This window comes from Bordetella petrii (assembly GCF_017356245.1).
GTDB classification, from domain to species: Bacteria; Pseudomonadota; Gammaproteobacteria; order Burkholderiales; family Burkholderiaceae_B; genus Bordetella_A; species Bordetella_A petrii_D.
Genome location: NZ_JAFMZZ010000001.1, coordinates 1048501 through 1071330, shown reverse-complemented (window position 1 = coordinate 1071330; position 22830 = coordinate 1048501). Strand labels below are relative to the sequence as shown.

General features: G+C 63.9%; 34 protein-coding genes and 2 pseudogenes. 1 reads left to right on the top strand and 35 read right to left on the bottom strand.

Annotated elements, in window-relative coordinates; all coding sequences use genetic code 11:
• Nucleotides 1-73: 73 nt before the first annotated feature.
• The 18 genes from J2P76_RS05195 to J2P76_RS05110 form a co-directional block, all read right to left on the bottom strand.
• Complete coding sequence (locus J2P76_RS05195) at nucleotides 74-1060, bottom strand: DNA-directed RNA polymerase subunit alpha (RefSeq protein WP_207404982.1); 987 nt, start codon at nucleotides 1058-1060, stop codon at nucleotides 74-76.
• A 196-nt stretch (nucleotides 1061-1256) separates the two neighbouring features.
• Nucleotides 1257-1880 carry a 30S ribosomal protein S4 gene (gene rpsD, locus J2P76_RS05190; RefSeq protein ID WP_207404980.1) on the bottom strand — a complete coding sequence of 208 codons (624 nt, stop codon included), beginning with the start codon at nucleotides 1878-1880 and terminating at the stop codon, nucleotides 1257-1259.
• A gap of 11 nt (nucleotides 1881-1891) precedes the next feature.
• On the bottom strand, nucleotides 1892-2293 hold the full coding sequence (gene rpsK / locus J2P76_RS05185; protein WP_006216516.1) for a 30S ribosomal protein S11: 402 nt from the start codon (nucleotides 2291-2293) through the stop codon (nucleotides 1892-1894).
• 15 nt (nucleotides 2294-2308) lie between these two features.
• Nucleotides 2309-2674 (bottom strand): 30S ribosomal protein S13, encoded by a 366-nt coding sequence (gene rpsM / locus J2P76_RS05180; protein ID WP_012251748.1) that lies wholly within the window; start codon nucleotides 2672-2674, stop codon nucleotides 2309-2311.
• A 42-nt stretch (nucleotides 2675-2716) separates the two neighbouring features.
• On the bottom strand, nucleotides 2717-2830 hold the full coding sequence (gene rpmJ, locus J2P76_RS05175; protein WP_003806928.1) for a 50S ribosomal protein L36: 114 nt from the start codon (nucleotides 2828-2830) through the stop codon (nucleotides 2717-2719).
• A 33-nt stretch (nucleotides 2831-2863) separates the two neighbouring features.
• On the bottom strand, nucleotides 2864-3082 hold the full coding sequence (gene infA, locus J2P76_RS05170; protein WP_003806927.1) for a translation initiation factor IF-1: 219 nt from the start codon (nucleotides 3080-3082) through the stop codon (nucleotides 2864-2866).
• A gap of 9 nt (nucleotides 3083-3091) precedes the next feature.
• Nucleotides 3092-4420 carry a preprotein translocase subunit SecY gene (gene secY / locus J2P76_RS05165; protein ID WP_207404978.1) on the bottom strand — a complete coding sequence of 443 codons (1329 nt, stop codon included), beginning with the start codon at nucleotides 4418-4420 and terminating at the stop codon, nucleotides 3092-3094.
• A gap of 14 nt (nucleotides 4421-4434) precedes the next feature.
• Complete coding sequence (gene rplO / locus J2P76_RS05160; protein WP_207404976.1) at nucleotides 4435-4875, bottom strand: 50S ribosomal protein L15; 441 nt, start codon at nucleotides 4873-4875, stop codon at nucleotides 4435-4437.
• A 9-nt stretch (nucleotides 4876-4884) separates the two neighbouring features.
• The gene (rpmD, locus tag J2P76_RS05155; protein WP_028355429.1) at nucleotides 4885-5070 is read right to left on the bottom strand and encodes a 50S ribosomal protein L30; all 186 of its coding nucleotides are present in this window, start codon (nucleotides 5068-5070) and stop codon (nucleotides 4885-4887) included.
• A 3-nt stretch (nucleotides 5071-5073) separates the two neighbouring features.
• Nucleotides 5074-5595 carry a 30S ribosomal protein S5 gene (gene rpsE, locus J2P76_RS05150; protein WP_012251752.1) on the bottom strand — a complete coding sequence of 174 codons (522 nt, stop codon included), beginning with the start codon at nucleotides 5593-5595 and terminating at the stop codon, nucleotides 5074-5076.
• A 15-nt stretch (nucleotides 5596-5610) separates the two neighbouring features.
• Entirely contained in the window at nucleotides 5611-5976 is a 366-nt protein-coding gene (rplR, locus tag J2P76_RS05145; protein WP_012251753.1) for a 50S ribosomal protein L18, read from the bottom strand.
• A 21-nt stretch (nucleotides 5977-5997) separates the two neighbouring features.
• The gene (gene rplF, locus J2P76_RS05140; RefSeq protein ID WP_012251754.1) at nucleotides 5998-6531 is read right to left on the bottom strand and encodes a 50S ribosomal protein L6; all 534 of its coding nucleotides are present in this window, start codon (nucleotides 6529-6531) and stop codon (nucleotides 5998-6000) included.
• A 12-nt stretch (nucleotides 6532-6543) separates the two neighbouring features.
• Nucleotides 6544-6939: a 30S ribosomal protein S8 gene (rpsH, locus tag J2P76_RS05135; RefSeq protein WP_207404974.1), complete on the bottom strand. Its 396-nt coding sequence runs from the start codon at nucleotides 6937-6939 to the stop codon at nucleotides 6544-6546.
• A 10-nt stretch (nucleotides 6940-6949) separates the two neighbouring features.
• Nucleotides 6950-7255 carry a 30S ribosomal protein S14 gene (rpsN, locus tag J2P76_RS05130; RefSeq protein WP_012251756.1) on the bottom strand — a complete coding sequence of 102 codons (306 nt, stop codon included), beginning with the start codon at nucleotides 7253-7255 and terminating at the stop codon, nucleotides 6950-6952.
• A gap of 12 nt (nucleotides 7256-7267) precedes the next feature.
• Nucleotides 7268-7807, bottom strand: a complete 540-nt coding sequence (rplE, locus tag J2P76_RS05125) for a 50S ribosomal protein L5 (RefSeq protein ID WP_207404972.1) — start codon at nucleotides 7805-7807, stop codon at nucleotides 7268-7270.
• A 12-nt stretch (nucleotides 7808-7819) separates the two neighbouring features.
• On the bottom strand, nucleotides 7820-8140 hold the full coding sequence (gene rplX / locus J2P76_RS05120) for a 50S ribosomal protein L24 (protein WP_012251758.1): 321 nt from the start codon (nucleotides 8138-8140) through the stop codon (nucleotides 7820-7822).
• A 10-nt stretch (nucleotides 8141-8150) separates the two neighbouring features.
• Nucleotides 8151-8519: a 50S ribosomal protein L14 gene (gene rplN / locus J2P76_RS05115; protein ID WP_003806916.1), complete on the bottom strand. Its 369-nt coding sequence runs from the start codon at nucleotides 8517-8519 to the stop codon at nucleotides 8151-8153.
• Between the two features lie 390 nt (nucleotides 8520-8909).
• On the bottom strand, nucleotides 8910-9662 hold the full coding sequence (locus tag J2P76_RS05110; RefSeq protein WP_207404970.1) for an aspartyl/asparaginyl beta-hydroxylase domain-containing protein: 753 nt from the start codon (nucleotides 9660-9662) through the stop codon (nucleotides 8910-8912).
• A 201-nt stretch (nucleotides 9663-9863) separates the two neighbouring features.
• On the opposite strand from J2P76_RS05110, the gene J2P76_RS05105 reads away from it, so the two are divergent.
• The gene (locus J2P76_RS05105) at nucleotides 9864-11291 is read left to right on the top strand and encodes an NAD-dependent succinate-semialdehyde dehydrogenase (RefSeq protein ID WP_207404968.1); all 1428 of its coding nucleotides are present in this window, start codon (nucleotides 9864-9866) and stop codon (nucleotides 11289-11291) included.
• A gap of 289 nt (nucleotides 11292-11580) precedes the next feature.
• On the opposite strand, the gene rpsQ is transcribed toward J2P76_RS05105, so the two are convergent.
• From rpsQ to asd, 17 genes and pseudogenes are all read right to left on the bottom strand, one after another.
• On the bottom strand, nucleotides 11581-11859 hold the full coding sequence (gene rpsQ / locus J2P76_RS05100; protein ID WP_012251761.1) for a 30S ribosomal protein S17: 279 nt from the start codon (nucleotides 11857-11859) through the stop codon (nucleotides 11581-11583).
• Between the two features lie 2 nt (nucleotides 11860-11861).
• A complete protein-coding gene (rpmC, locus tag J2P76_RS05095) occupies nucleotides 11862-12053 on the bottom strand; it encodes a 50S ribosomal protein L29 (protein WP_012251762.1) in 192 nt (63 codons plus the stop codon).
• Between the two features lie 10 nt (nucleotides 12054-12063).
• Complete coding sequence (rplP, locus tag J2P76_RS05090) at nucleotides 12064-12480, bottom strand: 50S ribosomal protein L16 (protein WP_006389610.1); 417 nt, start codon at nucleotides 12478-12480, stop codon at nucleotides 12064-12066.
• Between the two features lie 2 nt (nucleotides 12481-12482).
• A complete protein-coding gene (rpsC, locus tag J2P76_RS05085; RefSeq protein ID WP_207404966.1) occupies nucleotides 12483-13274 on the bottom strand; it encodes a 30S ribosomal protein S3 in 792 nt (263 codons plus the stop codon).
• A gap of 9 nt (nucleotides 13275-13283) precedes the next feature.
• Entirely contained in the window at nucleotides 13284-13613 is a 330-nt protein-coding gene (gene rplV, locus J2P76_RS05080; protein WP_066124713.1) for a 50S ribosomal protein L22, read from the bottom strand.
• Nucleotides 13614-13616: 3 nt separating this feature from the next.
• Nucleotides 13617-13892, bottom strand: a complete 276-nt coding sequence (gene rpsS, locus J2P76_RS05075; RefSeq protein WP_012251765.1) for a 30S ribosomal protein S19 — start codon at nucleotides 13890-13892, stop codon at nucleotides 13617-13619.
• Between the two features lie 12 nt (nucleotides 13893-13904).
• Nucleotides 13905-14732, bottom strand: a complete 828-nt coding sequence (rplB, locus tag J2P76_RS05070; protein ID WP_012251766.1) for a 50S ribosomal protein L2 — start codon at nucleotides 14730-14732, stop codon at nucleotides 13905-13907.
• A complete protein-coding gene (rplW, locus tag J2P76_RS05065; protein ID WP_012251767.1) occupies nucleotides 14733-15029 on the bottom strand; it encodes a 50S ribosomal protein L23 in 297 nt (98 codons plus the stop codon).
• Complete coding sequence (rplD, locus tag J2P76_RS05060; protein ID WP_207404964.1) at nucleotides 15026-15643, bottom strand: 50S ribosomal protein L4; 618 nt, start codon at nucleotides 15641-15643, stop codon at nucleotides 15026-15028. The genes rplW and rplD overlap by 4 nt, the downstream gene beginning before the upstream one ends.
• Nucleotides 15644-15648: 5 nt before the next feature.
• Nucleotides 15649-16338 (bottom strand): 50S ribosomal protein L3, encoded by a 690-nt coding sequence (gene rplC, locus J2P76_RS05055; RefSeq protein ID WP_162098136.1) that lies wholly within the window; start codon nucleotides 16336-16338, stop codon nucleotides 15649-15651.
• A gap of 218 nt (nucleotides 16339-16556) precedes the next feature.
• Nucleotides 16557-16868, bottom strand: a complete 312-nt coding sequence (gene rpsJ, locus J2P76_RS05050; RefSeq protein ID WP_012251770.1) for a 30S ribosomal protein S10 — start codon at nucleotides 16866-16868, stop codon at nucleotides 16557-16559.
• A 71-nt stretch (nucleotides 16869-16939) separates the two neighbouring features.
• Nucleotides 16940-17080: pseudogene (locus J2P76_RS05045) on the bottom strand (elongation factor Tu); the annotation flags it as partial.
• Nucleotides 17081-17154: 74 nt separating this feature from the next.
• Nucleotides 17155-17523, bottom strand: a pseudogene (locus J2P76_RS05040) (TRAP transporter small permease subunit); the annotation flags it as partial.
• Nucleotides 17524-17733: 210 nt separating this feature from the next.
• The gene (locus J2P76_RS05035) at nucleotides 17734-18831 is read right to left on the bottom strand and encodes a TRAP transporter substrate-binding protein (protein WP_207404962.1); all 1098 of its coding nucleotides are present in this window, start codon (nucleotides 18829-18831) and stop codon (nucleotides 17734-17736) included.
• Between the two features lie 146 nt (nucleotides 18832-18977).
• Nucleotides 18978-19784, bottom strand: a complete 807-nt coding sequence (gene truA, locus J2P76_RS05030) for a tRNA pseudouridine(38-40) synthase TruA (RefSeq protein ID WP_207404960.1) — start codon at nucleotides 19782-19784, stop codon at nucleotides 18978-18980.
• Between the two features lie 5 nt (nucleotides 19785-19789).
• On the bottom strand, nucleotides 19790-21436 hold the full coding sequence (locus tag J2P76_RS05025) for a type IV pilus assembly protein FimV (protein ID WP_207404958.1): 1647 nt from the start codon (nucleotides 21434-21436) through the stop codon (nucleotides 19790-19792).
• Nucleotides 21437-21625: 189 nt separating this feature from the next.
• Nucleotides 21626-22756 carry an aspartate-semialdehyde dehydrogenase gene (gene asd, locus J2P76_RS05020; RefSeq protein ID WP_207404956.1) on the bottom strand — a complete coding sequence of 377 codons (1131 nt, stop codon included), beginning with the start codon at nucleotides 22754-22756 and terminating at the stop codon, nucleotides 21626-21628.
• Nucleotides 22757-22830: the final 74 nt, after the last annotated feature.

Sequence of the window (22830 nt, the reverse complement as noted above, 5' to 3'; positions counted from 1 at the left end):
GCGCCGCCAGGTTATCCGGATCTTCTATCGGCCTGTTGCCAGGCCGCGGTCCGGTGGAATACGGGGGTAAAAATTACGGACGTTCCAGGCCCAGGGGCGGCCAGTTCTCCAGCTTCATGCCCAGGGTCAGGCCGCGTGCGGCCAGCACTTCCTTGATCTCGTTGAGCGACTTGCGGCCCAGGTTCGGGGTCTTCAGCAGCTCGTTCTCGGTGCGCTGGATCAGGTCGCCGATGTAGTAGATGTTTTCGGCCTTCAGGCAGTTGGCCGAACGCACCGTCAGTTCCAGGTCGTCGACCGGGCGCAGCAGCACGGGGTCGATCTGCGGCGTACCGCGCACCGGGGCTTCGTACGAATCGCCGGCGCCTTCCAGGGCGGCAAACACCGAGATCTGGTCCATCAGGATGCGGGCCGACTGGCGCACGGCTTCCTCGGGCGAGATCACGCCGTTGGTTTCGATGTCCAGCACCAGCTTGTCCAGGTCGGTGCGCTGCTCGACGCGGGCGCTTTCGACGGCATAGCTGACACGGCGCACGGGGCTGAACGAAGCGTCCAGCACGATGCGGCCGATGGTGTGGGTGCGGTCTTCGGACAGCGCACGCACGTTGCCCGGCACATAGCCGCGGCCCTTCTCGACCTTGATCTGCATTTCCACCTTGCCGGCTTCGGTCAGGTTGCAGATGACATGGTCGGGGTTGATGATCTCGACGTCGTGCGGCAGCTCGATGTCGCTGGCCAGCACCGTGCCGGCGCCATTCTTGCGCAGCACCAGGGTCACTTCGTCGCGGTTGTGCAGCTTGAAGACCACGCCCTTCAGGTTCAGCAGGATGTCGACGACATCTTCGCGCACACCGGGAATGGTCGAGTATTCGTGCACCACGCCGGTCATCTGCACTTCGGTGGGGGCATACCCCGTCATCGACGACAGCAGGATGCGGCGCAGGGCGTTGCCCAGCGTATGGCCGTAGCCGCGCTCGAACGGCTCCATCACGATCTTGGCGTGGTGGGTGCCGACCGGTTCGACTTCAATGGAACGCGGCTTCAGAAAACCTTGAGTGGACATGTACAGTATTCCTTTTCAATACCCTCGGCTCGTTACACCGATAAGGCTGATGGAAACAAGAAAAAGCACGGCAAAAACGCCGCTTGTTACTTACCGCAAAGCCCGCCCCGCGAAATTGCGGAAGCGGGCTGTTGCGAAGCCTGCAATCAGGTAGCCGACGCAGGCGGCACGGCCATGCGGGCCGCGCCTGCACCGATTAACGCGAGTACAGTTCGACGACCATCGATTCGTTGATGTCGCGGGCGACGTCAGCGCGGTCGGGCATCGACTTGAACGTGCCGGCCATCTTGTTGGCGTCGACTTCCACCCACTGGGGGATGCCGATGCTGGAGGCCAGGTCGAGCGATTCGCGGATACGGCCTTGCTTCTTGGCCTTTTCGCGCACGGTGATCACGTCGCCGGCCTTCACGATCAGCGAAGCGATGTCGGCGGTGTGGCCGTTGACTTCGATGGCGCGGTGGCTGACCAGCTGGCGAGCCTCGGCGCGCGTCGAGCCGAAGCCCATGCGGTACACCACGTTGTCCAGGCGCGATTCCAGCAGCTGGATCAGCATTTCGCCGGTGTTGCCACGGCGGCGCTCGGCTTCAGCGAAGTACTTGCGGAATTGCTTTTCCAGCACGCCGTACATGCGCTTGAGCTTCTGCTTTTCGCGCAGCTGCAGACCGTAGTCGGAAGTGCGGGCACCCGAAGTGCGGCCATGCTGGCCAGGCTTGGAATCCAGCTTGCACTTGGAATCCAGCGAGCGGCGGGCGCTCTTCAGGAACAGGTCGGTACCCTCGCGGCGCGAGAGCTTGCATTTGGGTCCAGTATAACGAGCCATGTGGATTCCCTTTAGATACGACGACGCTTCGGCGGACGGCAGCCGTTGTGCGGCACGGGCGTGATATCGGCAATGCTCGAGATCTTGATGCCCAGGGCATTCAGAGCACGCACCGACGACTCACGGCCGGGGCCGGGGCCCTTGATGCGCACTTCGAGGGTCTTGATGCCGTATTCCAGCGCGACGCGGCCGGCGGTCTCGGCAGCCACCTGCGCGGCGAACGGCGTCGATTTGCGCGAGCCCTTGAAGCCCGCGCCACCCGAAGTCGCCCACGACAGGGCGTTGCCCTGGCGGTCGGTGATGGTGATGATGGTGTTGTTGAACGACGCGTGAACGTGCGCAATGCCGTCCGAGACGTTCTTCTTGACCTTTTTGCGCACGCGCGAAGCGCCGCTGGTGGAAGCTTTCGCCATAATCCTGTTCCTCGATTATTTCTTCAGGGACGCAGCAGCACGACGCGGTCCCTTGCGGGTGCGGGCGTTGGTGCGAGTGCGCTGGCCGCGCACGGGCAAACCGCGCTTGTGACGCATGCCGCGGTACGTGCCCAGGTCGATCAAGCGCTTGATCGACAGTTGCACTTCGCGACGCAGGTCACCCTCGACCGTGAACACGCCCACATGTTCGCGGATGCGTTCCAGTTCAGCGTCGGTCAGGTCCTTGACCTTTTTGGAAAGGGGTACATTTGCTGCTTCGCAAATCTTGCGAGCGCGCGTACGACCGATGCCAAAAATGGCGGTCAGGCCGATTTCGGCGTGCTGTTGCGGCGGAATGTTAATGCCAGCAATACGGGCCATGACTGTTCCTTGAATAAATCCGTTGCGTGTCGCTAACCGGGGTTAGCCTTGACGCTGCTTGTGACGCGGGTCGGTGCAGATGACGCGCACCACGCCGTGACGTTTGATAACTTTGCAGTTGCGGCAGATCCGCTTAACCGATGCCATTACTTTCATGGTTGACTCCTAATTTTCCGTAATCCGGTCCGTTCACTTCGAGCGGAAAACAATTCTTGCCCGCGTCAGGTCATAGGGCGTGAGCTCCACAGTGACCTTGTCGCCCGGCAAGATCCGGATGTAATGCATACGCATCTTGCCGGAAATATGGCCTAGCACCACGTGGCCGTTTTCGAGCTTGACGCGAAAAGTCGCGTTGGGAAGGTTCTCGAGAACCTCGCCTTGCATCTGAATGACGTCGTCCTTGGACATTCTCTTCTGCTATCGCATCGGCAAACCCGAGGAACCCTTGAAGTTCGCCTTCTTCAGCAGCGAATCGTACTGGTGCGACATCATGTAGGCCTGAACCTGCGCCATGAAGTCCATCGTCACCACCACGATAATCAACAAGGACGTGCCACCAAAATAAAACGGTACATTCCAGCGCATCACCAGGAATTCCGGCAACAGGCACACCAACGTGATGTACAGCGCACCCACCAGCGTCAAGCGCATCAGGATCTTGTCGATGTAGCGCGCCGTCTGCTCGCCCGGGCGGATGCCAGGGACGAAAGCACCGCTTTTCTTCAGGTTGTCTGCAGTCTCGCGGCTGTTGAACACCAGGGCCGTATAGAAAAAGCAGAAGAAAATGATCGCAGCCGAGTACAGCGTGATGTAGAGCGGCTGGCGCGGCTCGAGCGCCGCGGCCAGGTCGCGCAGCCACAGCATGCTGTTGCCCGTCGAGAACCAGCTGGTGATCGTGGCCGGGAACAGAATGATCGACGATGCGAAGATCGGCGGAATCACCCCGGACATGTTCAGCTTCAAGGGCAGGTGCGAGCTCTGGCCACCGTAAATCTTGTTGCCCACCTGGCGCTTGGCGTAGTTGACCGTGATCTTGCGCTGTCCGCGCTCCACGAACACCACGAAAGCGGTTACCAGCACCACCAGCGCCACGATGAACAGCGCCGACGGCACGGACATCGCGTTGGTGCGCACCAGGTCGAGCAGCCCGGCCAGCGCCGAGGGCAAGCCCGCCACGATCCCGGCGAAAATCAGGATCGAGATGCCGTTGCCCAGGCCACGCTCGGTGATCTGCTCGCCCAGCCACATGATGAACATGGTGCCGGTCAGCAGGGTCACGACGGTCGTGAAGCGGAACAACATGCCCGGATCGATCACCAGGCCCGGCTGGGACTCCAGCGCCACCGAAATGCCCACCGCCTGCACCAGCGCCAGCACGACCGTGCCGTAGCGGGTGTATTGGGTGATCTTGCGGCGGCCGGCCTCGCCCTCTTTCTTGAGGGCTTCCAGCGACGGCACCACCACCGACATCAGCTGCATGATGATCGATGCAGAGATGTACGGCATGATGCCCAGGGCGAAGATCGAAAAGCGCGACAGGGCGCCGCCCGAGAACATGTTGAACAGGCCCAGGATCCCGCCCTGGTTCTGGCGGAACAGGTCTGCCAGCGCGTCCGGGTTGATGCCCGGGACAGGGATGTGCGTACCCAAGCGGTAAACCACCAGGGCGAGCACCAGGAACACGAGGCGGCGCTTCAAGTCGCCGTATCGCGCTCCGGTTTTGCCCAGTGCCTGTGCGTTAGCCACGTGTTACCTCGTAATCAGGCAAGCGAGCCGCCCGCGGCTTCGATGGCGGCGCGCGCGCCGGCCGTCGCCGTGATGCCCTTGAGCGTCACTTTGCGCGAGAGTTCACCCGACTTGATGACCTTGGCGTAGCGAACCGCCTGGCCCACGACACCGGCAGCCTTCAGCACTTGCACGTCGATTTCGTCGACGGGCAGGGCTTGCAGCTCGGACAGGCGAACCTCGGCGTACAGGTGCTGGCCCAGCGGCGTGAAGCCGCGCTTGGGCAGGCGACGCTGCAGCGGCATCTGGCCGCCTTCGAAGCCAACCTTGTGGAAGCCGCCCGAACGCGACTTCTGGCCCTTGTGGCCACGGCCGGCGGTTTTACCCAGGCCCGAGCCGATGCCACGGCCGACGCGGCGCTTGGCGTGCTTGGCGCCCTCGGCGGGCTTCAGCGTATTGAGTTGAATATCCGACATCGTGATTCCTTAGGCTTCCGAGACGGACACGAGATAATCCACCTTGCGGATCATCCCGCGCACCTCGGGCGTGTCGACCAGAACGCGGCTGCTGTTGATGCGGCGCAGGCCCAGGCCGCGAATGGTATCGCGATGGGACTGCTTGGTGCCGATCACCGAGCGCACGAGGGTAACTTTGATCTGCTTCTGAGCCATGATTTACCCCAGGATCTCTTCGACAGTCTTGCCGCGCTTGGCAGCGACTTCCGACGGAGTCAGGGAAGCGCGCAGGCCATTCAGCGTGGCACGGACCATGTTGTAGGGATTGCTCGAGCCGAGGCTCTTGGCAACCACGTTGCGCACGCCCATCACTTCGAAGATGGCGCGCATCGGGCCGCCGGCAATCACGCCGGTACCTTCAGCCGCGGGCGAGATCAGCACGGTGGAAGCGCCATGCTTGCCCACCACGGTGTGGTGCAGCGTGCCGTTCTTCAGGGCCACCTTGAACATGCCGCGACGGGCCTGTTCCATGGCCTTCTGGACGGACACCGGCACTTCGCGCGCCTTGCCCTTGCCCATGCCGATGCGGCCGTCGCCGTCGCCCACCACGGTCAGCGCGGCGAAGCTCATGGTGCGACCACCCTTGACCACCTTGCTGACGCGGTTGACCGCGATCATCTTTTCGCGCAGGCCGTCGTCGTTCTCTTTTTCCGCGGCGCCTTTGCCTTGTACTTTAGCCATTTGACAGATCCTCGCTTAGAACTTCAGGCCGGCTTCACGCGCGGCATCGGCCAGCGCCTTGACGCGGCCATGGTAACGAAAGCCCGAGCGATCGAAAGCCACCAGTTCGATACCGGCTGCCTTGGCCTTTTCGGCAACGCGCTTGCCCACCAGCGTGGCGGCGGCGGTGTTGCCGCCCTGGCCGCTTTGGCCGGCCAGTTGCGCACGCACTTCGGGTTCCAGCGTGGAAGCGCTGACCAGCACGCGATCGCCTTCCGGCGAAATGATATTGGCGTAGATGTGCAGGTTCGAGCGGAAAATCGAGAGGCGGTGAACGCGCAACTCGGAGATTTTCCGGCGGGTCGGAACCGCACGACGCAAACGGGAAACTTTTTTGTCCATGATTCGTCCTTGCGTGCGCCGTTATTTCTTCTTGGTTTCTTTGATGACGACGCGTTCGTCCGCATAGCGCACGCCCTTGCCCTTGTAGGGTTCGGGTTCGCGATAGGCGCGGAGTTCAGCGGCCACCTGACCGACGACTTGCTTGTTGGAGCCCTTGATGACGATTTCCGTCTGGGTGGGGCACTCGGCCTTCACGCCGGCGGGCAGCTTGTGCACGATGTCGTGCGAGAAGCCCAGCTGCAGCTTGACGGCATCGCCTTGAACCTGGGCGCGATAGCCCACGCCGACCAGGGTCAGCTTGCGTTCGAAGCCCTTGCTCACGCCGGTGACCATGTTGGCCACCAGGGCGCGCACGGTGCCCGACATGGCGCCGGCATGGCGCGATTCGTTGGCGGCCACAAACGTCAGCTTGCCGTTGTCCAGGGCGACGGTAACGTCGCCGGTCAGCGCCTGGCTCAGGGTGCCCAGCGGGCCCTTGACGGTGATCTGGTCCTGTTGGATGTTGGCTTCAACACCCTTGGGCAGCTCGACCGGATATTTAGCGATACGTGACATTAGAGTTTCTCCTTAGGCCACGTAGCACAGCACTTCGCCGCCGACGCCGTTGGCACGGGCCTTGCGGTCGGTCATGACGCCGCGCGAGGTCGAAACGATGGCCACGCCCAGGCCGTTCATGACCTGGGGAATGTTGCTGCGGCCCTTGTAGATACGCAGGCCGGGGCGCGAGACGCGTTCGATGCGCTCGATGACCGGGCGGCCGGCGTAGTACTTCAGGGTAATTTCCAGCTCAGGCTTGGCCTGCGTACCCTTGACGGAAAAGCCGTCGATGTAGCCTTCATCCTGCAGCACAGCGGCAATGGCCGCCTTCAGCTTCGAGGAGGGCATGCTCACCGTAACTTTGTCAACTTGCTGCGCATTGCGAATGCGAGTCAGCATATCGGCGATGGGATCGCTCATGCTCATGTTTTTTCTCCTACCAGCTGGCCTTGGTGATGCCGGGGATTTCCCCCTTCATCGCCATTTCACGCAGTTTGTGGCGGGTCAGCCCAAACTTGCGGAAGACGCCGCGCGGACGACCCGTGACGACGCAGCGGTTGCGCTGGCGCGTCGGGTTGGCATTGCGCGGCAGTTGTTGCAGCTTCAGCCGAGCCTGGTAACGTTCTTCGTCGGTCTTCGACTGGTCGTCGATGATCGCCTTCAGTTCGGCGCGCTTGGCGGCGTACTTGTCGGCCAGCTTGGCGCGCTTGATGTCGCGATTGATGAGGGAAAGTTTAGCCACGTCATCAGCCTCTTAGTTACGGAACGGGAAGCTGAAGGCGGTCAGCAGCGCCTTGGCTTCGTCGTCGGTCTTGGCGGTAGTGGTGATGCTGATGTTCAGCCCACGCAGCGCGTCGATCTTGTCGTACTCGATCTCGGGGAAAATGATCTGCTCTTTCACCCCGATGTTGTAGTTGCCACGGCCGTCGAACGCACGACCCGAGATGCCGCGGAAGTCGCGCACGCGAGGCAGCGCAACCGCCACCAGGCGATCCAGGAATTCGTACATGCGCTGGCCGCGCAGCGTGACCATGCAACCGATCGGGTAGTTTTCGCGGATCTTGAAACCAGCGATAGCCTTGCGGGTCTTGGTCACGACCGGCTTCTGGCCGGCGATCTTGGTCAGGTCGGACACGGCGTGTTCGATGACCTTCTTGTCGGCAACCGCTTCCGAGACACCCATGTTCAGGGTGACCTTGGTGATGCGCGGCACTTCCATCTGGCTCTTGTAGCCAAACTTGGCCTGCAGGTCGGGAGCAACCTTGCTCTTGTAGAAATCTTGCAAACGAGACATGTCTGTCGCCCCTTACGCCTTGGCGCCGACAACGGCACCATTGGAACGGAACACACGGACCTTGCGGCCGTCGACTTCTTTGACGCCGACGCGATCGCCCTTGCCCGTGGCCGGATTGAACAGCGCCACGTTGGAGATATGGATCGGCAGGGTCTTTTCGACGATGCCGCCCGGGTTGTTGGCCATGGGATTGGCCTTGACGTGCTTCTTGACAACGTTGACGCCCTCGACCAGGACGTGGTCGGCATCGACGCGAGCCAGCACGGTACCGCGGCGTTTCTTGTCGCGGCCGGTCAGGACGATGACTTCGTCGCCTTTACGGATGTTGTTCATCGAGGGCTCCTTACAGCACTTCGGGGGCCAGCGACACGATCTTCATGAAGCGCTCGGTACGCAGCTCGCGCGTAACGGGTCCGAAGATGCGGGTGCCGATGGGCTCCAGCTTGGCGTTGAGCAACACGGCGGCATTGCCACCGAAACGGATCAGCGAACCGTCTTTGCGGCGCACGCCCTTGGCGGTGCGAACCACCACGGCGTTGTAGATTTCGCCTTTCTTGACGCGCCCGCGCGGGGCCGCATCTTTGACGCTCACCTTGATGATGTCGCCGATACCGGCATAACGGCGCTTGGAGCCACCGAGCACCTTGATGCACATGACAGCGCGCGCACCGGTGTTGTCGGCCACGTCCAGCGTGGTCTGCATTTGGATCATGATTTTTCCTGTTCCAACTTAACTGGAATTGCAGCTTTCCACCTGGAAACACCGCTTTTCCCGCCAGTTTTGGTCCCGTCAGGTCCGCCGCCCGCTTCGAAGACGATCTTCAAAGGCAATGCCGCGACCCTGGGTTGAAATCCTGCGGATACTTTTCCCCCGACGCCCTTGCCGGTTTCAGCTGCCGGCAGCCCCTACTAGGTAGGCCGCCCGTACTGCGTATGCGCTGCGCGCACTGCAAAATGCTGCGAAAACCGATAACGGCAATTCGGGAAAGCTGACAATTCTACCCTGCCCCACCAAAAGGTGCAAGCCCGATTTGGCCAGGTGCGCTTCGGGCGCCACGAAGCCTGGTTCGGCGGGACGAAGGAAGCCGGCATGGATGTGTCACTATTTATGGCGGTAATAACGGGCCTCCCAGGCATCGTGGTTGGCCTTGCCCCGGCGGACCTCGTCGGTCAGGGGCGCGGCTTTCAATACCAACCGGTTCAGCCAGCGCACCGGCGCCCGGCAGGGGCGCTCGAAATCGACGAACAGCACCGCCCGCAGCCCCGCGGTGTCATTGTGCACTTGATGCGGATACAGGTCATCGAACACCACGGCCCGTCCTTCCTCCCAGGCGTACCGCTGGCCGCCGACCTCGATCCAGCAGCGCTCGCGCGGCTCGGGCACCACCAGGCCCACGTGCAGCCGCAGCACGCCGTTGTAGGGTCCGCGGTGCAGGGGAATCCGCTTGCCCGGCTCGAGAATGGAAAAGAACGCCGTGCGCAGGCCGGGGATCCCCTCCAGCGCCCGGGCAGTGGCCGGGCAGCGGGCCAGGTTGCGGTCGGACCGCAGGCCGTAGGCCAGGAACAGGAATGTCTTCCATTGGTCGTCCGACGTAATGGTGCCGACGTCCGGGGAAATTTCATGGAAGGCGGGCAGGCGCTCGCGTTCTTGCAGCAGGGCTTGCAGCTCGCGGCGTATGGCGGGGGCCTGGGCTTCCAGGGCGCCGGTCCAGGGAAACAGCGCGTTGTCGAAGATGGGCCGGTCGCCCACCAATGAAGCCCGGGCGATACGGCGCTGCAGCCAGTCGAGAAACCGGAAGAAGGCGCGGGAAAACAGGCTGCGCGTAACGTCAATATCCTGGCTGGGCACAAGCATGGAGTGGCGGTCCGTAGGCATGCGGGGATACGAAGGCCCGGGGCTTTATTTTGGTCAGCACCCGGGGCCGGCGCAAGCCCAGGGGCAATTGGCTCCGGCCGCGCGCGGCCCAGTGGCCCAAGCGCCGGCCCCCAAGCTGGTTTAGACTGAGAGGTGCTCGCATCTCTTACTGCTTCCCCCTCTTTCGCAAGGAAATCTGGCATGTATGAACAGTTGGCGCTGTATATCGACGGCGAATTCCTGACCGGCGACGGTCGCCGCACTCAGGATGTCATCAACCCGGCCACGCTGGAAGTTCTGGGGCAACTGCCGCACGCCACCGAGGCCGACCTCGACCGCGCCCTGGCCGCCGCCCAGCGGGCCTTTGAATCCTGGAAACACAGCTCGCCCATGGAGCGCTCGGCCATCCTGCGCAAGGTGGCGTCGCTGTCGCGCGAGCGCGCCAAGGAAATCGGCCGCAACATGACCCTGGACCAGGGCAAGCCCCTGGCGGAATCGGTGGGTGAAATCACCGCCTGCGCCGAGCATGCCGACTGGCATGCCGAAGAATGCCGCCGCATTTATGGCCGCGTCATCCCGCCGCGCAATCCCGATGTCCGGCAGTTCGTGGTGCGCGAGCCCATTGGCGTGTGCGCCGCCTTCACGCCCTGGAACTTCCCTTACAACCAGGCTATCCGCAAAATCGCCGCGGCGCTCGGCGCCGGCTGCACGGTCATCCTGAAGGGCCCGGAAGATTCGCCCAGCGCGGTCATGGCGATCGCGCGCATGTTCCACGAGGCCGGCCTGCCCAAGGGGTGCCTGAACATCGTCTGGGGCGAGCCCGCCAAGATCTCCGATTACCTGATCCGCTCGCCGATCGTGCGCAAAGTGTCGTTCACCGGCTCCGTGCCCGTGGGCAAGCAGCTGGCCGCGCTGGCCGGCGCGCACATGAAGCGCGTCACGATGGAACTGGGCGGCCATTCGCCGGTGCTGGTGTTCGATGACGCCGATGTCGGCCGCGCCGCGGAAATGCTGGCGAAGTTCAAGATCCGCAATGCCGGCCAGGTGTGCGTGTCGCCCACCCGGTTCTATGTGCAAGAAGGCGCCTACGAACAGTTCCTGGCCCGCTTTACCGAAGTGCTCAAGGGCATCAAGGTGGGCGACGGCCTTGAAGAAGGCACCCAGATGGGCCCGCTGGCGCACGAGCGCCGTGTTCCCACCATGTCCAAATTCGTGGAAGACGCCAAGAAGCACGGCGGCAAGATCGCGCTGGGCGGCGAACCGCTCGACCGCAAGGGCTTTTTCTTTTCGCCCACGGTGGTCACCGACCTGCCCGACGATTCCATGCTGATGACCGAAGAGCCGTTCGGCCCGGTGGCCCCGGTGGTGCGCTTCAAAGATACCGATGAAGTGCTGCGCCGCGCCAACAGCCTGCCGTTCGGCCTGTCGTCATACGTGTTCACCAATTCGCTGCAAACGGCCACCAAGGTCAGCAACGGGCTGGAAGCCGGCATGGTCAACATCAACCACTTCGGCAGCGCCCTGGCCGAAACCCCGTTCGGCGGCATCAAGGACAGCGGCATCGGCAGCGAGGGCGGCCTGGAAACCTTCGACGGCTACCTGGTCACCAAGTTCATCACGCACGTATAACACCCCCCCGAAGCGCTGCGCGCTTCCCCCCCCAGGGGGGCGACGCTGGCGGACCGGCAAAGCCGGCTCCGCGGCGTCCCCGCTTTGGAGGCACCTGTTTCTCTAGCCCAGGGGCCCAGGTGTCTGACTCCGCAGGTGTCAGACACCGAAGTTCCAACAGGCCATCTGCACGCGACGGTGTCCGGCACCTGCGGAGCCAGACACCTGGCAGAAGCAGCAAAAAAAAAACGGCAAGGATCGCTCCTTGCCGTTTTCACATCAGGGCGGCGCGCGCCCTGTCTGGCATCACTTAGATGATGCGCACCGCTTCGACCAGGCGCACCACGTTCCAGGACTTGGAACGCGAGATGGGGCGGCCTTCCGCGATTTCGACAGTGTCGCCTTCGTTGTACTGGTTCGACTCGTCGTGCGCCTTGTACTTCGCCGAACGCATGACGATCTTGCCGTAGATGGGATGCTTGACGCGGCGTTCAACCAGAACGACGACGGTCTTGTCCATCTTGTTGCTGACGACCTTGCCGACCAGCGTACGCTGGCGCTTGGTTTGAGTGTTTTGAGTTTCGCTCATGATTATTTCCCTGCCTTCTCGGTCAGCAAGGTACGCACGCGCGCGATGTCGCGGCGCACGTTACGCAGCTGGCTGGTGTTGGCAAGCTGCTGCGTGGCCTTCTGCATACGCAGACCGAATTGTGCCTTCAGCAGGCTCTCGAGCTCTTGGCCGAGCTCGGCGGCGTCTTTCGAACGGAGTTCGCTGGCTTTCATTGTGTACTCCTTAAGCACCGATATGACGCGCGACGAACGTGGTCGAGATCGGCAGCTTGGCGGCAGCCAGGCGGAACGCCTCGCGCGCGAGCTCTTCGCTGACGCCTTCCATTTCGTAGAGCACCTTGCCGGGCTGGATTTCGGCGACCCAGTATTCCGGGTTGCCTTTACCGTTACCCATCCGGACTTCGGCAGGCTTCTGCGAGATCGGCTTATCCGGGAAAATGCGGATCCAGATACGGCCGCCACGCTTGATGTGACGGTTGATGGCACGACGCGCCGCCTCGATCTGGCGAGCGGTCAGGCGGCCACGGCCGGTGGCCTTCAGGCCGAATTCGCCGAACGACACATGCGTGCCGCGCGTCGCCAGACCGGTGTTGCGGCCCTTTTGCTCTTTGCGATATTTTCTGCGAGAGGGTTGCAGCATGGTTATTCTCCTTCAGGCGCCGGAGCTGCGTCCGCCTTGCGGGGACCACGGCCACGACCACCCGGACGACCGGGACGGCCGCCATCGGGGCGGTCGCCACGCGGCGCGCGACGCGGACGGCGTTCTTCTTCACGCGGGGTAGCGGCTTCGGGCGGCAGTTCGCCATTGGCCAGCATGTCGCCCTTGTAGACCCAGACCTTGATGCCGATCACACCGTAGGTGGTGTGGGCTTCGGAGGTGCCGTAGTCGATATTGGCTTTCAGCGTGTGAAGCGGCACACGGCCTTCGCGATACCACTCGGTGCGTGCGATTTCGATACCGTTCAGACGGCCCGAGCTCATGATCTTGATGCCCTGGGCGCCCAGGCGCATCGCGTTCTGCATGGCGCGCTTCATGGCGCGGCGGAACATGATGCGCTTTTCGAGCTGCTGCGAGATCGAATCGGCGATCAGTTGAGCGTCGGTTTCCGGCTTGCGGATTTCCTCGATGTTGACGTGCACGGGCACGCCCATCAGGCGCTGCAGGTCGGCCTTCAGGTTTTCGATGTCTTCGCCGCGCTTGCCGATCACCACGCCCGGACGAGCCGAGTAGACGGTGATGCGCGCGTTCTTGGCGGGACGCTCGATGATGACGCGGCCAACCGAGGCGCTCTTGAGCTTCTTCTTCAGGTACTCGCGAACGCGGATGTCTTCGGCCAGCATGCTGCCGAACGCTTTGTCATCGGCGAACCAGCGCGAAGACCAATTACGGGTGACCGCGAGACGGAACCCAGTGGGGTGAATTTTCTGACCCATCGTGACTCCTTAGGCTCCGACCTTGACCGTGATGTGGCAGGTCTGCTTCTCAATGCGGTTGCCGCGGCCCTTGGCACGAGCCGAGAAACGCTTCATCGATTGCGCCTTGTCGACGAAGATCGTGGTGACCTTCAGTTCGTCGATGTCGGCGCCGTCGTTGTGTTCGGCATTGGCGATGGCGGACTCGACAGCCTTCTTCAGGATGCCGGCAGCCTTCTTGGGGGAAAAGGTGAGGATGTTCAGCGCCTGAGCAACCGACTTGCCGCGGATCAGGTCCGCAACCAGACGGGTCTTCTGGGCCGAGATGTGAACCCCACGGATAATGGCAGTAGTTTCCATCGCTTACCTCTTCGCCTTCTTGTCCGCGGCGTGGCCCTTGAACGTACGGGTCAGCGCGAACTCGCCGAGCTTGTGACCGACCATGTTCTCGTTGATGTACACGGGAACGTGCTGGCGGCCGTTGTGCACAGCGATCGTCAGGCCGATGAACTCGGGCAGGATCGTGGAACGGCGCGACCAGGTCTTGATCGGCTTCTTGTCTTTGCCCGCGACGGCCGTGTCCACCTTCTTGATGAGGTGGGCGTCGACAAACGGGCCTTTCTTGATCGAACGTGACATAGTGTTCGCCTCTTACTTGCGCTTGCGCCGTTGGACGATCATGTTGTTCGTCCGCTTGTTGCGACGGGTCTTGAAACCCTTCGAGGGCGTGCCCCACGGGCTGACCGGTTCGCGTGCTTCGCCGGTACGGCCTTCGCCGCCGCCGTGCGGGTGGTCGACCGGGTTCATGGCCACGCCACGAACCGTCGGACGCACACCGCGCCAACGCATTGCACCGGCCTTGCCGATCTGGCGCAGGCTGTGTTCTTCGTTACCGACTTCACCGATGGTGGCACGGCACTCGATGTGGACGCGGCGGACTTCGCCCGAACGCAGACGCACTTGAGCGTAGGTGCCTTCACGGGCCAGCAGCACCGCCGACGCGCCGGCCGAACGCGCCATCTGGGCGCCCTTGCCGGGGATCATTTCGATGCAGTGGATCGTGGTACCCACCGGAATGTTGCGGATCGGCAGCGTGTTGCCGGCGCGGATCGGGGCTTCGATGCCCGAGACCAGCGTGGCGCCCACTTCCAGGCCGCGCGGCGCGATGATGTAGCGACGTTCGCCGTCGGCGTAGCACAACAGGGCGATGTGCGCCGTACGGTTGGGGTCGTACTCGAGGCGTTCCACTTTGGCCGGGATGCCGTCCTTGTTGCGACGGAAGTCGACAACGCGGTAGTGCTGCTTGTGACCGCCGCCACGGTGGCGGATCGTGATGTGGCCGTTGTTGTTACGGCCCGAACCACGGGTCTTCTTTTCGAGCAGGGCAGCGTGCGGCGCGCCTTTGTGCAGGTTCGGGCTGACAACCTTCACCATGCCACGGCGGCCAGCCGAGGTCGGTTTTACTTTGACGAGGGCCATTTACTTCACCTCCGCAAAGTCGATTTCCTGGCCTTCCTTGAGCGCGACATAGGCCTTGCGCTCACTGCGGCGGCGACCCACGAAGCGGCCAAAGCGCTTGACTTTGCCCTTACGGTTGAGGACCTGCACGGACTCGACCTGCACTTTGAACAGCAGTTCGACGGCAGCCTTGATTTCCGGCTTGGTAGCGTCAGCCACGACACGGAAAGCGATTTGCTGATTCTTTTCGGCGACGAAGGTGGCCTTTTCGGTCACCACCGGAGCCAGAATGACTTGCATCAAGCGTTCGGCGTTCATCCCAGCATCTCCTCGAGTTGAGCGATGGCCGGCTTGGTGATCAGCACTTTCTTGTAGTGGATCAGCGACAACGGATCGGCATAACGGGGCTCGACCACGGCAACATGCGGCAGGTTGCGGGTGGCGAGGTAAACATTTTCATCGACCGCGTCGGTGATGATCAGCACCGAATCCAGGCCCAGGCTCTTGAGCTTGGCCACGGCCAGCTTGGTCTTGGGCGATTCGAGGCCGAACGCATCGACGACGGCAATGCGGTCTTCGCGGGCCAGCTGCGACAGGATCGAGCGGATGCCTGCGCGGTACATCTTCTTGTTGACCTTCTGGCTGAAGTTTTCTTCAGGCGAATTCGGGAAGGTGCGACCACCCCCACGCCACAGCGGCGACGAGGTCATACCGGCGCGAGCGCGACCGGTACCCTTCTGGCGCCAGGGCTTCTTGGTGGTGTGCTTGACTTCGGCACGGTCTTTCTGGGCGCGGTTACCGCTGCGCGCGTTGGCCTGGTAGGCCACCACGATCTGGTGAACCAGCGCTTCGTTGAAGTCGCGGCCGAAAATGGTGTCGGGCGCGCTGAACGTAGCGGCCTGACCTTGGTCGTTCAGGAGCTTGAGATCCATGATGCTTACGCCCCCTTCTTGGCCGGCGCCTTGATGGCCGGACGCACGACGACATCGCCGCCAGCGTGGCCGGGGACAGCGCCCTTGACCAGCAACAGGCCGCGCTCGGCATCGACACGCACGACGTCGAGGTTTTGAACGGTACGGGTCACATCGCCCAGGTGGCCGGACATGCGCTTGCCGGGGAAGATGCGGCCCGGGTCTTGCGCCTGGCCGATCGAGCCGGGCACGCGGTGCGAACGCGAGTTACCGTGCGAAGCGCGCTGCGAACCGAAGTGGTGGCGCTTGATCGTGCCGGCGAAGCCCTTACCGATGGTAGTGCCCGTGACGTCGACCTGCTGGCCGGCTTCGAAGACGGATTCCACGGCGATGACGGCGCCAGGCGTGAATTCGGCCAGACGGGCCGGATCCAGGCGGAATTCTTTCAGGATGCTGCCGGCTTCGGTGCCGGCTTTGGCGTAGTGGCCGGTTTGCGGCTGAGCCACACGCGAGGCACGACGGGTGCCGTAAGCCACCTGGACCGCGGCGTAGCCATCGGCTTCCAGAGACTTGATCTGGGTCACGCGGTTGTTCGACACGTCCAGCACGGTTACCGGGATGGATTCACCTTCCTCGGTAAAAATGCGGGTCATGCCGACCTTGCGACCCACCAGACCCAGCCGATGCGCGGCGGGCGTGGACGTCGAATTCGACATTGTTTTCTCCATTCCCGACTACGATTGGTCGGGGCTAATCGGGCAGAAGGTAAAGGCATCTACCCTACAGGTTGCTCTTGCCACAAAATGGCAAGCTTGGCATATTAGCACGGTTTTCCCAGGCAGCACAAGCATTTAACTGCCAGGCCCCAAGGCAAAATGGCCGCACCCCAGGGGAATGCGGCCATTTCGTGCGAGCCCGGCTGGGCCCGGCAACCTTACTGCAGCGCGATTTCCACGTCGACACCGGCCGGCAGATCCAGGCGCATCAGGGCGTCCACGGTCTTGTCGGTGGGGTCCACGATGTCCATCAGGCGCTGATGGGTGCGGATCTCGAACTGGTCGCGCGACGACTTGTTCACGTGGGGCGAACGCAGCACGTCGTAGCGACGGATACGCGTGGGCAGCGGAACCGGCCCGCGCACCACAGCGCCGGTGCGCTTGGCGGTGTCGACGATCTCGGCCGCGGACTGATCGATCAGCTTGTAGTCGAAGGCTTTCAAGCGGATGCGGATCTTCTGGTTTTTCATGGTGTTTCCTAAAGAACGATAAGCGAAGGCGGTAGAAGAGGACCCGCCGCCTTCGCTGGTTGGTGTGCGCCTTAGGCGATGATTTTGGCGACGACGCCGGCGCCGACGGTACGGCCGCCTTCACGGATGGCGAAGCGCAGGCCTTCTTCCATGGCGATCGGCGCCAGCAGCTTGACCGTCATCGACACGTTGTCGCCCGGCAGCACCATTTCCTNCAACCGATAAGTGTGGGCGCTTGAGTGATGCGGCCCGCGGCGCGCTTGGCAACAAGGGTGCTGCAAGCCAAAGAGAAATCANAGTCCATGAACATCGGCCACGACAGGTACATGATCAGAATCGCCATCGGCAGCAGGAAAAACAGCACCCCGAATATCTCGATGTAGATCTGCTTGCGCTTGGACAGCCGCGACGACAGGATGTCGACCCGCACGTGTTCGTTCTTGAGCAGGGTATAGCCCGCCGTCAGCAGGAACATGGCACCAAACATGTACCACTGCAGCTCCAGCCACGCGTTCGAGCTCATCTCGAACACCTTGCGAACCACCGCGTTGCCGGCGCTGACCAGCACCACCAGCAGCGTGATCCACGTGACAGCCCGGCCAACCCGCAGATTCAGCGCGTCTATGCCGCGCGATAAAGCGAGTAATGCTTTCATGATGGAAATGAATATCTGGAAAGAAAATGAGCCCCGCGCCCGATGCGGCGGAGGTCTGGGCATGCGGAAGGGCCTCGGGGTGTCCGGCGGCCGCCGTAGACATGCGGCGCCCTGGCAGAACCGGCTTGTGGCAAGCGCTGTGGCGGGCTGAATCGGACGATTTTATAACGCCGCGCCAGCCCGCCTGCCCCGCTTCCCGTCGGCGCCCGCCTACTTGTGGCGGTTGATGGTGCCCATGAAGCCGTCGAAGCTGCCTTCGGCCACGCGGAACCACGGGATTTCGTTGTCGCGGAACGCCACCATGTCGTCGTAGACCTTCTTGAACATGGGGTCTTTGGCCGAGAACTCGGCGTAGACCTTGTTCGCCTCGGCGTAGCACGCGTCCATGACGGCCTTGGGGAATGCCTTGAGCTGGGCGCCTTGCGACACCAGGCGGCGCAGGGCGGCCGGGTTTTCGGCGTCGTACTTGGCGATCATGTCGGCCGTGGCGGCCGCGGAGGCCTGCGACAGGGCCGCCTGGTAGTGCTTGGGCAGCTTGTTGTAGACGTCCTGGTTTACGTACAGCGACACCTGCAGCGTGCCTTCCCACCAGCCCGGGAAGTAGTAGTGCTTGGCCACTTTGTGGAAGCCCAGCTTTTCGTCGTCGTACGGGCCGATCCATTCGGCGGCGTCGATGGTGCCCTTTTCGAGCGAGGGGTAGATGTCGCCGCCGGCGATCTGCTGCGGCACCACGCCCAGGCGCGACAGCACCGCGCCCGCGAACGCGCTGGCGCGGAATTTCAGGCCCTTGAGGTCATCGACGGTCTTGATTTCGTTGCGGAACCAGCCGCCCATCTGCGTGCCGGTGTAGCCGCAGGGGAAGTTGACGATGTTGTACTTCTGGAACAGCTCGCGGGTGAGCTTCAGGCCGTTGCCGTGGCGCATCCAGGCGTTCATCTGGCGCGTATTCAGGCCGAACGGCACGGCGCCGTCGAAGCACAGCGCGGGATCTTTGCCGAAGTAGTAATACGAAGCGGTATGGCCGCATTCGATGGTGTTGTTCTGCACCGCATCGAGCACTTGCAGCGCGGGGACGATTTCGCCCGCGGGGAAGGCGCGGATGTTGAATTTGCCGTCGGTGGCCTCGGCCACGTACTTGGCCAGGTTTTCGCCGCCAGTGTAGATGGCATCGGCGCTGCGCGGGAAGCTGGAGGCCAGGCGCCAGTTCAGGGTGGGCGATTCTTGCGCCAGAACCGGCGCGGCGAGTGTCGCGCCGCCAGCGGCCGCGGCACCCAGGGTAGCCTTTTTGAGGAACGAACGACGTTGCATTACGGAAGTCTCCTGGTTGGAAGCGATGCATGTGCGCGCCGTTCGTGTGAAACGGCCGCGAAAACGGCAGCTCGTGTGGAGGCTGCCGTTTTTTTCGTTCGCAATCATATAGTGATTCTTGATGGATGCCTTCCTGCTGATAACCCTTAAGCAAATGTAAAAGGCGACAGCAGTTGCGGCCCGCCGTCGGTTTCGTTCAGCTTGAATTCAGCTGGGTATTCGATGGCCGAAAGATACAGGCCGTCGGGTGAAAAAGTGGGCGCGGCCAGGCGGCGGTCGCGCGCGGCCAGCACGGCCGGCATCCATGACACCGGCTGGCGTCCCTGCCCTACCTGCAGCAGCGCGCCCATCAGGTTGCGCACCATGTGGTGCAGAAAAGCATTGGCGCGCAGCGTGAAGACCAGGAACGGCCCGCGCTCGTCGATATCCAGGCTGTGCAGCGTGCGCACCGGATGGCGGGCCTGGCACTGCGACGAACGGAAGCTGGAGAAATCATGCTCGCCCAGCAAGGCCGACGCCGCCTGCCGCATGGCCGCCACATCCAGCGGCTGGAAGCACCAGCCGGCCCGGCCGGCCCACAGCGGCGGGCGGACGCGGCCGCGCCACAGCAGATAGAGATAGGTGCGCGAACGCGCCGAAAAGCGCGCATGGAACTGGTCGGACACCGGCTGCGCCCACTGCACTGCGATGCTGGGCGGCAGAAAGGCATTGACGCCGCGCACCCAGGACTCGGCGCGCCGCTGCAGGCCGGTGTCCAGGTGCACGACTTGCATGGCCGCATGCACGCCTGTGTCGGTGCGGCCCGCGCAGATGGTGGGCAGCGTGCCGTCGATGCCGGCAAAGCGGGCCAGCGCGGCTTCGAGGGTGTCCTGCACCGTCTGCCGGTGCGGCTGTGTCTGCCAGCCTTGCCAGGAAGAGCCGTCGTACGCCAGCCCCAACGCCATGCGCGGCATGCGGATCAGCGCGGCCCGCCGGGGCGCGGCTCGTCGGTGGGCGGCTGGTCCAGGTCCAGGCTGATGCCGTCGAGCCTGCGGTTGAGCGCCGCGTTGTCGAAGGCCGGTTCGCCGTACGACTCGTCTTCATCGGCGCGGCGCGCGCCGGCCCGGCGCAGCAGCCATGCCACGATGAGCACGATGATGGCCAGCGCGGCCGTCACCACGACCAGCAGATTGTCGGCCAGCCAGCTGGGCATCGCGCTGGGCGCCGCATCATTGCTGGTTTTGCCGGCCTGGGCATTGCCGGATGCCGCCTCGCCATTGGCCTGGGCGCCCGGGGTGCTGGCGGCGCCGGGAGCACCTGCCGCGCCGGGAGCACCTGCCCCACCCGGAGCGCCTGCCGCACCGGTAGCGCCTGTGGCACCAGTAGCGCCTGTGGCGCCGGTAGCGCCTGTGGCGCCGGTAGCGCCTGTCGCACCGGTAGCGCCTGTCGCACCGGTAGCGCCTGCTGTACCAGCAGCGCCCGCGGCGCCGGGGGCTCCGGTTGCGCCCGCAGCGCCTTCGGAACCGGCGGCGCCCGCCGCGCCGGCAGCGCCTGCCGTGCCCGCCGACCCTGTGCCCGCCCCACCTTCGGAGCCGCCGTTCGCCCCGCCGCCCTGCCCGCCCGCGGCGCGGTTGAGCGCATCGACATTGCCTTGCAGCGTGTCGACACGCTGCTGGGCGTCGCGCATGGCATGCTCGCCAGAGGTGCGCGCATCGGATTGCGCATCGCCGGGGCTGGCCGCGCTCAGGCGCAGGCGGTCCTGGGGCGCCGAGCCAGGGGCGGCCTGGCCCTCGGGCGCCCGGCCTACATGGCCCGACGCGGCGCCGCGGTCGGCGCTGACGGCTGAACCGCCGGCGGCATCCGCGCCGGCGCGGCCGCGATAGCGCGCAAAGGCTTCGGCCTGCTCGGCATAAATGCGGCGGGCTTCGGCGGGATCGATGGCGCGCACGGTGGCCGCGTCCGGAATGGACAGGGTTTCGCCGGCGCGCACAAGATTCATGTTGTTCTGGATGAACGCCTGGGGGTTCGCGCGCCACAGCGCCACCAGCATCTGGTACACGCTGGCGTCCGGCACGGCATTGCGGCGCGCAATGCGGAACAGCGTGTCGCCGGAACGCACCGCCACGGAGCCGGCCGTGGCCTGCTGGCCGCCGCCCCCGCCCACGCGGGCCGGCTGAACCTGGGGGCCGGCGCCGCGCTGCGGCACCAGGATGGTGACTTGCACCTGCCGCTGGCCGGCGCTGGACTGCAGGTTGAGCAGCAAGTCGACCGCCGGCGTGGCCAGCGGCTGCGAAGATACGATGCGGATGTTCTTGTGCGTGGCGTCGCTGCCGTCTTGAATGGCGACCCGGACACTGTCCAGCGGCACCGGCGGACGCAGCCCGGCGCGCTGCCACGCGCCCGCGTCGGCCAGCGAGACTTGCAGCGACGCGACTTCTTCGGGGGTCAGGCCGTCGAGCGGCACCACCACCTGCAGGGGCGCGCCCGGCGGGGACACCACGCGCGAATGGCCCACGGTGGCCGCCTGTGCCGCCGCGCCCACTGAGGCGCCGATGGCCAGGGCCACGGCCCAGTTCAGGGCTTTGATACGACGGGTACGGGGATAATGACGCGAGCGCAAGGTCATGGTGGGAAATCCTGCAATACGTATCGGTTTACCGGCCAATGCTGGGCGAAAGTGTAAAGGATCGACCGCGATTCACAAATTGGCAAACTGCCCGGCCGCCGGCATGCCGCCCATATAGCGCAAAGGCACCCGCAGGTGCCTTTGCCGTGCCCTGGCGGGCCTGGGCGGTGCCGACAGGCCGCGCGGGGCTCAGGCTTCGGCCAGCGCGATGCGCAGCATGCGCCGCAGCGGCTCGGCCGCACCCCAAAGGAGCTGGTCGCCCACGGTGAAGGCGCCCAGGTACTGCGGGCCCATCGACAACTTGCGCAGCCGGCCCACCGGGATGTCCAGGGTGCCGGTAACCGCCACCGGCGTCAGCGCGCGCATGCTGTCTTCTTTGGTGTTGGGCACGACCTTGGCCCATTGCGTGCCCTGCGCAATCAGGGCCTCGATTTCATCGAGCGGCACGTCGCGCTTGAGCTTGATGGTAAGCGCCTGGCTATGGCAGCGCATGGCGCCGATGCGCACGCACAGGCCGTCGATGGGAGTGGCCGGCGTGCCGAACGCCTGGCCGCGGCCGAGGATCTTGTTGGTTTCGGCCTCGGCCTTCCATTCTTCGCGCGACATGCCGTCGCCCAGGTCTTTGTCGATCCAGGGGATCAGGTTGCCGCCCAGGGGCACGCCGAAGTGTTCCTGGGGCAGCGCCGGATCCTGTTGCGCCTGCAGCACGCCGCGGTCGATTTCCAGGATGGCCGAGGCCGGGTCGTCGAGCAGGGGCTTGACGGCCTGGTTGAGCAGGCCGAACTGGGTGAGCAGTTCGCGCATGTGCTGGGCGCCGCCGCCCGAGGCCGCCTGGTAGGTCATGGAAGTCATCCATTCGACCAGGTCGTTGTTGAACAGGCCGGCCAGGCCCATCAGCATGCAGCTGACCGTGCAATTGCCGCCGACGAAATTACGCACGCCGCGCTTGAGCGCCGCGTCGATGACCGGGCGGTTGACCGGGTCGAGCACGATGATGGCGTCGTCTTTCATGCGCAGGGTGCTGGCGGCATCGATCCAGATGCCGTTCCAGCCCGCGCCGCGCAGCTTCGGGTAGACCTCGGAGGTGTAGTCGCCGCCCTGCGCCGTGACGATGATGGGCAGTTTTTTCAGAGCATCAATGTCGTAGGCGTTCTGCAGCGGGCCCGCGCCGTCGGCCCAGGTGGGCGCCGCGCCGCCGGCATTGCTGGTGGAAAAGAATACGGGATCGATCAGGGCGAAGTCGTTTTCGTCGCGCATGCGCTGCATGAGAACGGAACCGACCATGCCGCGCCAGCCGACCAGGCCTACTGCTTGCGTCATGTTCAATGCTCTTGAGGTGAAAGATAAGAAAAAAAAGCCGTCGATCCCGCCACTTTATCAAAATGCACGGCGGA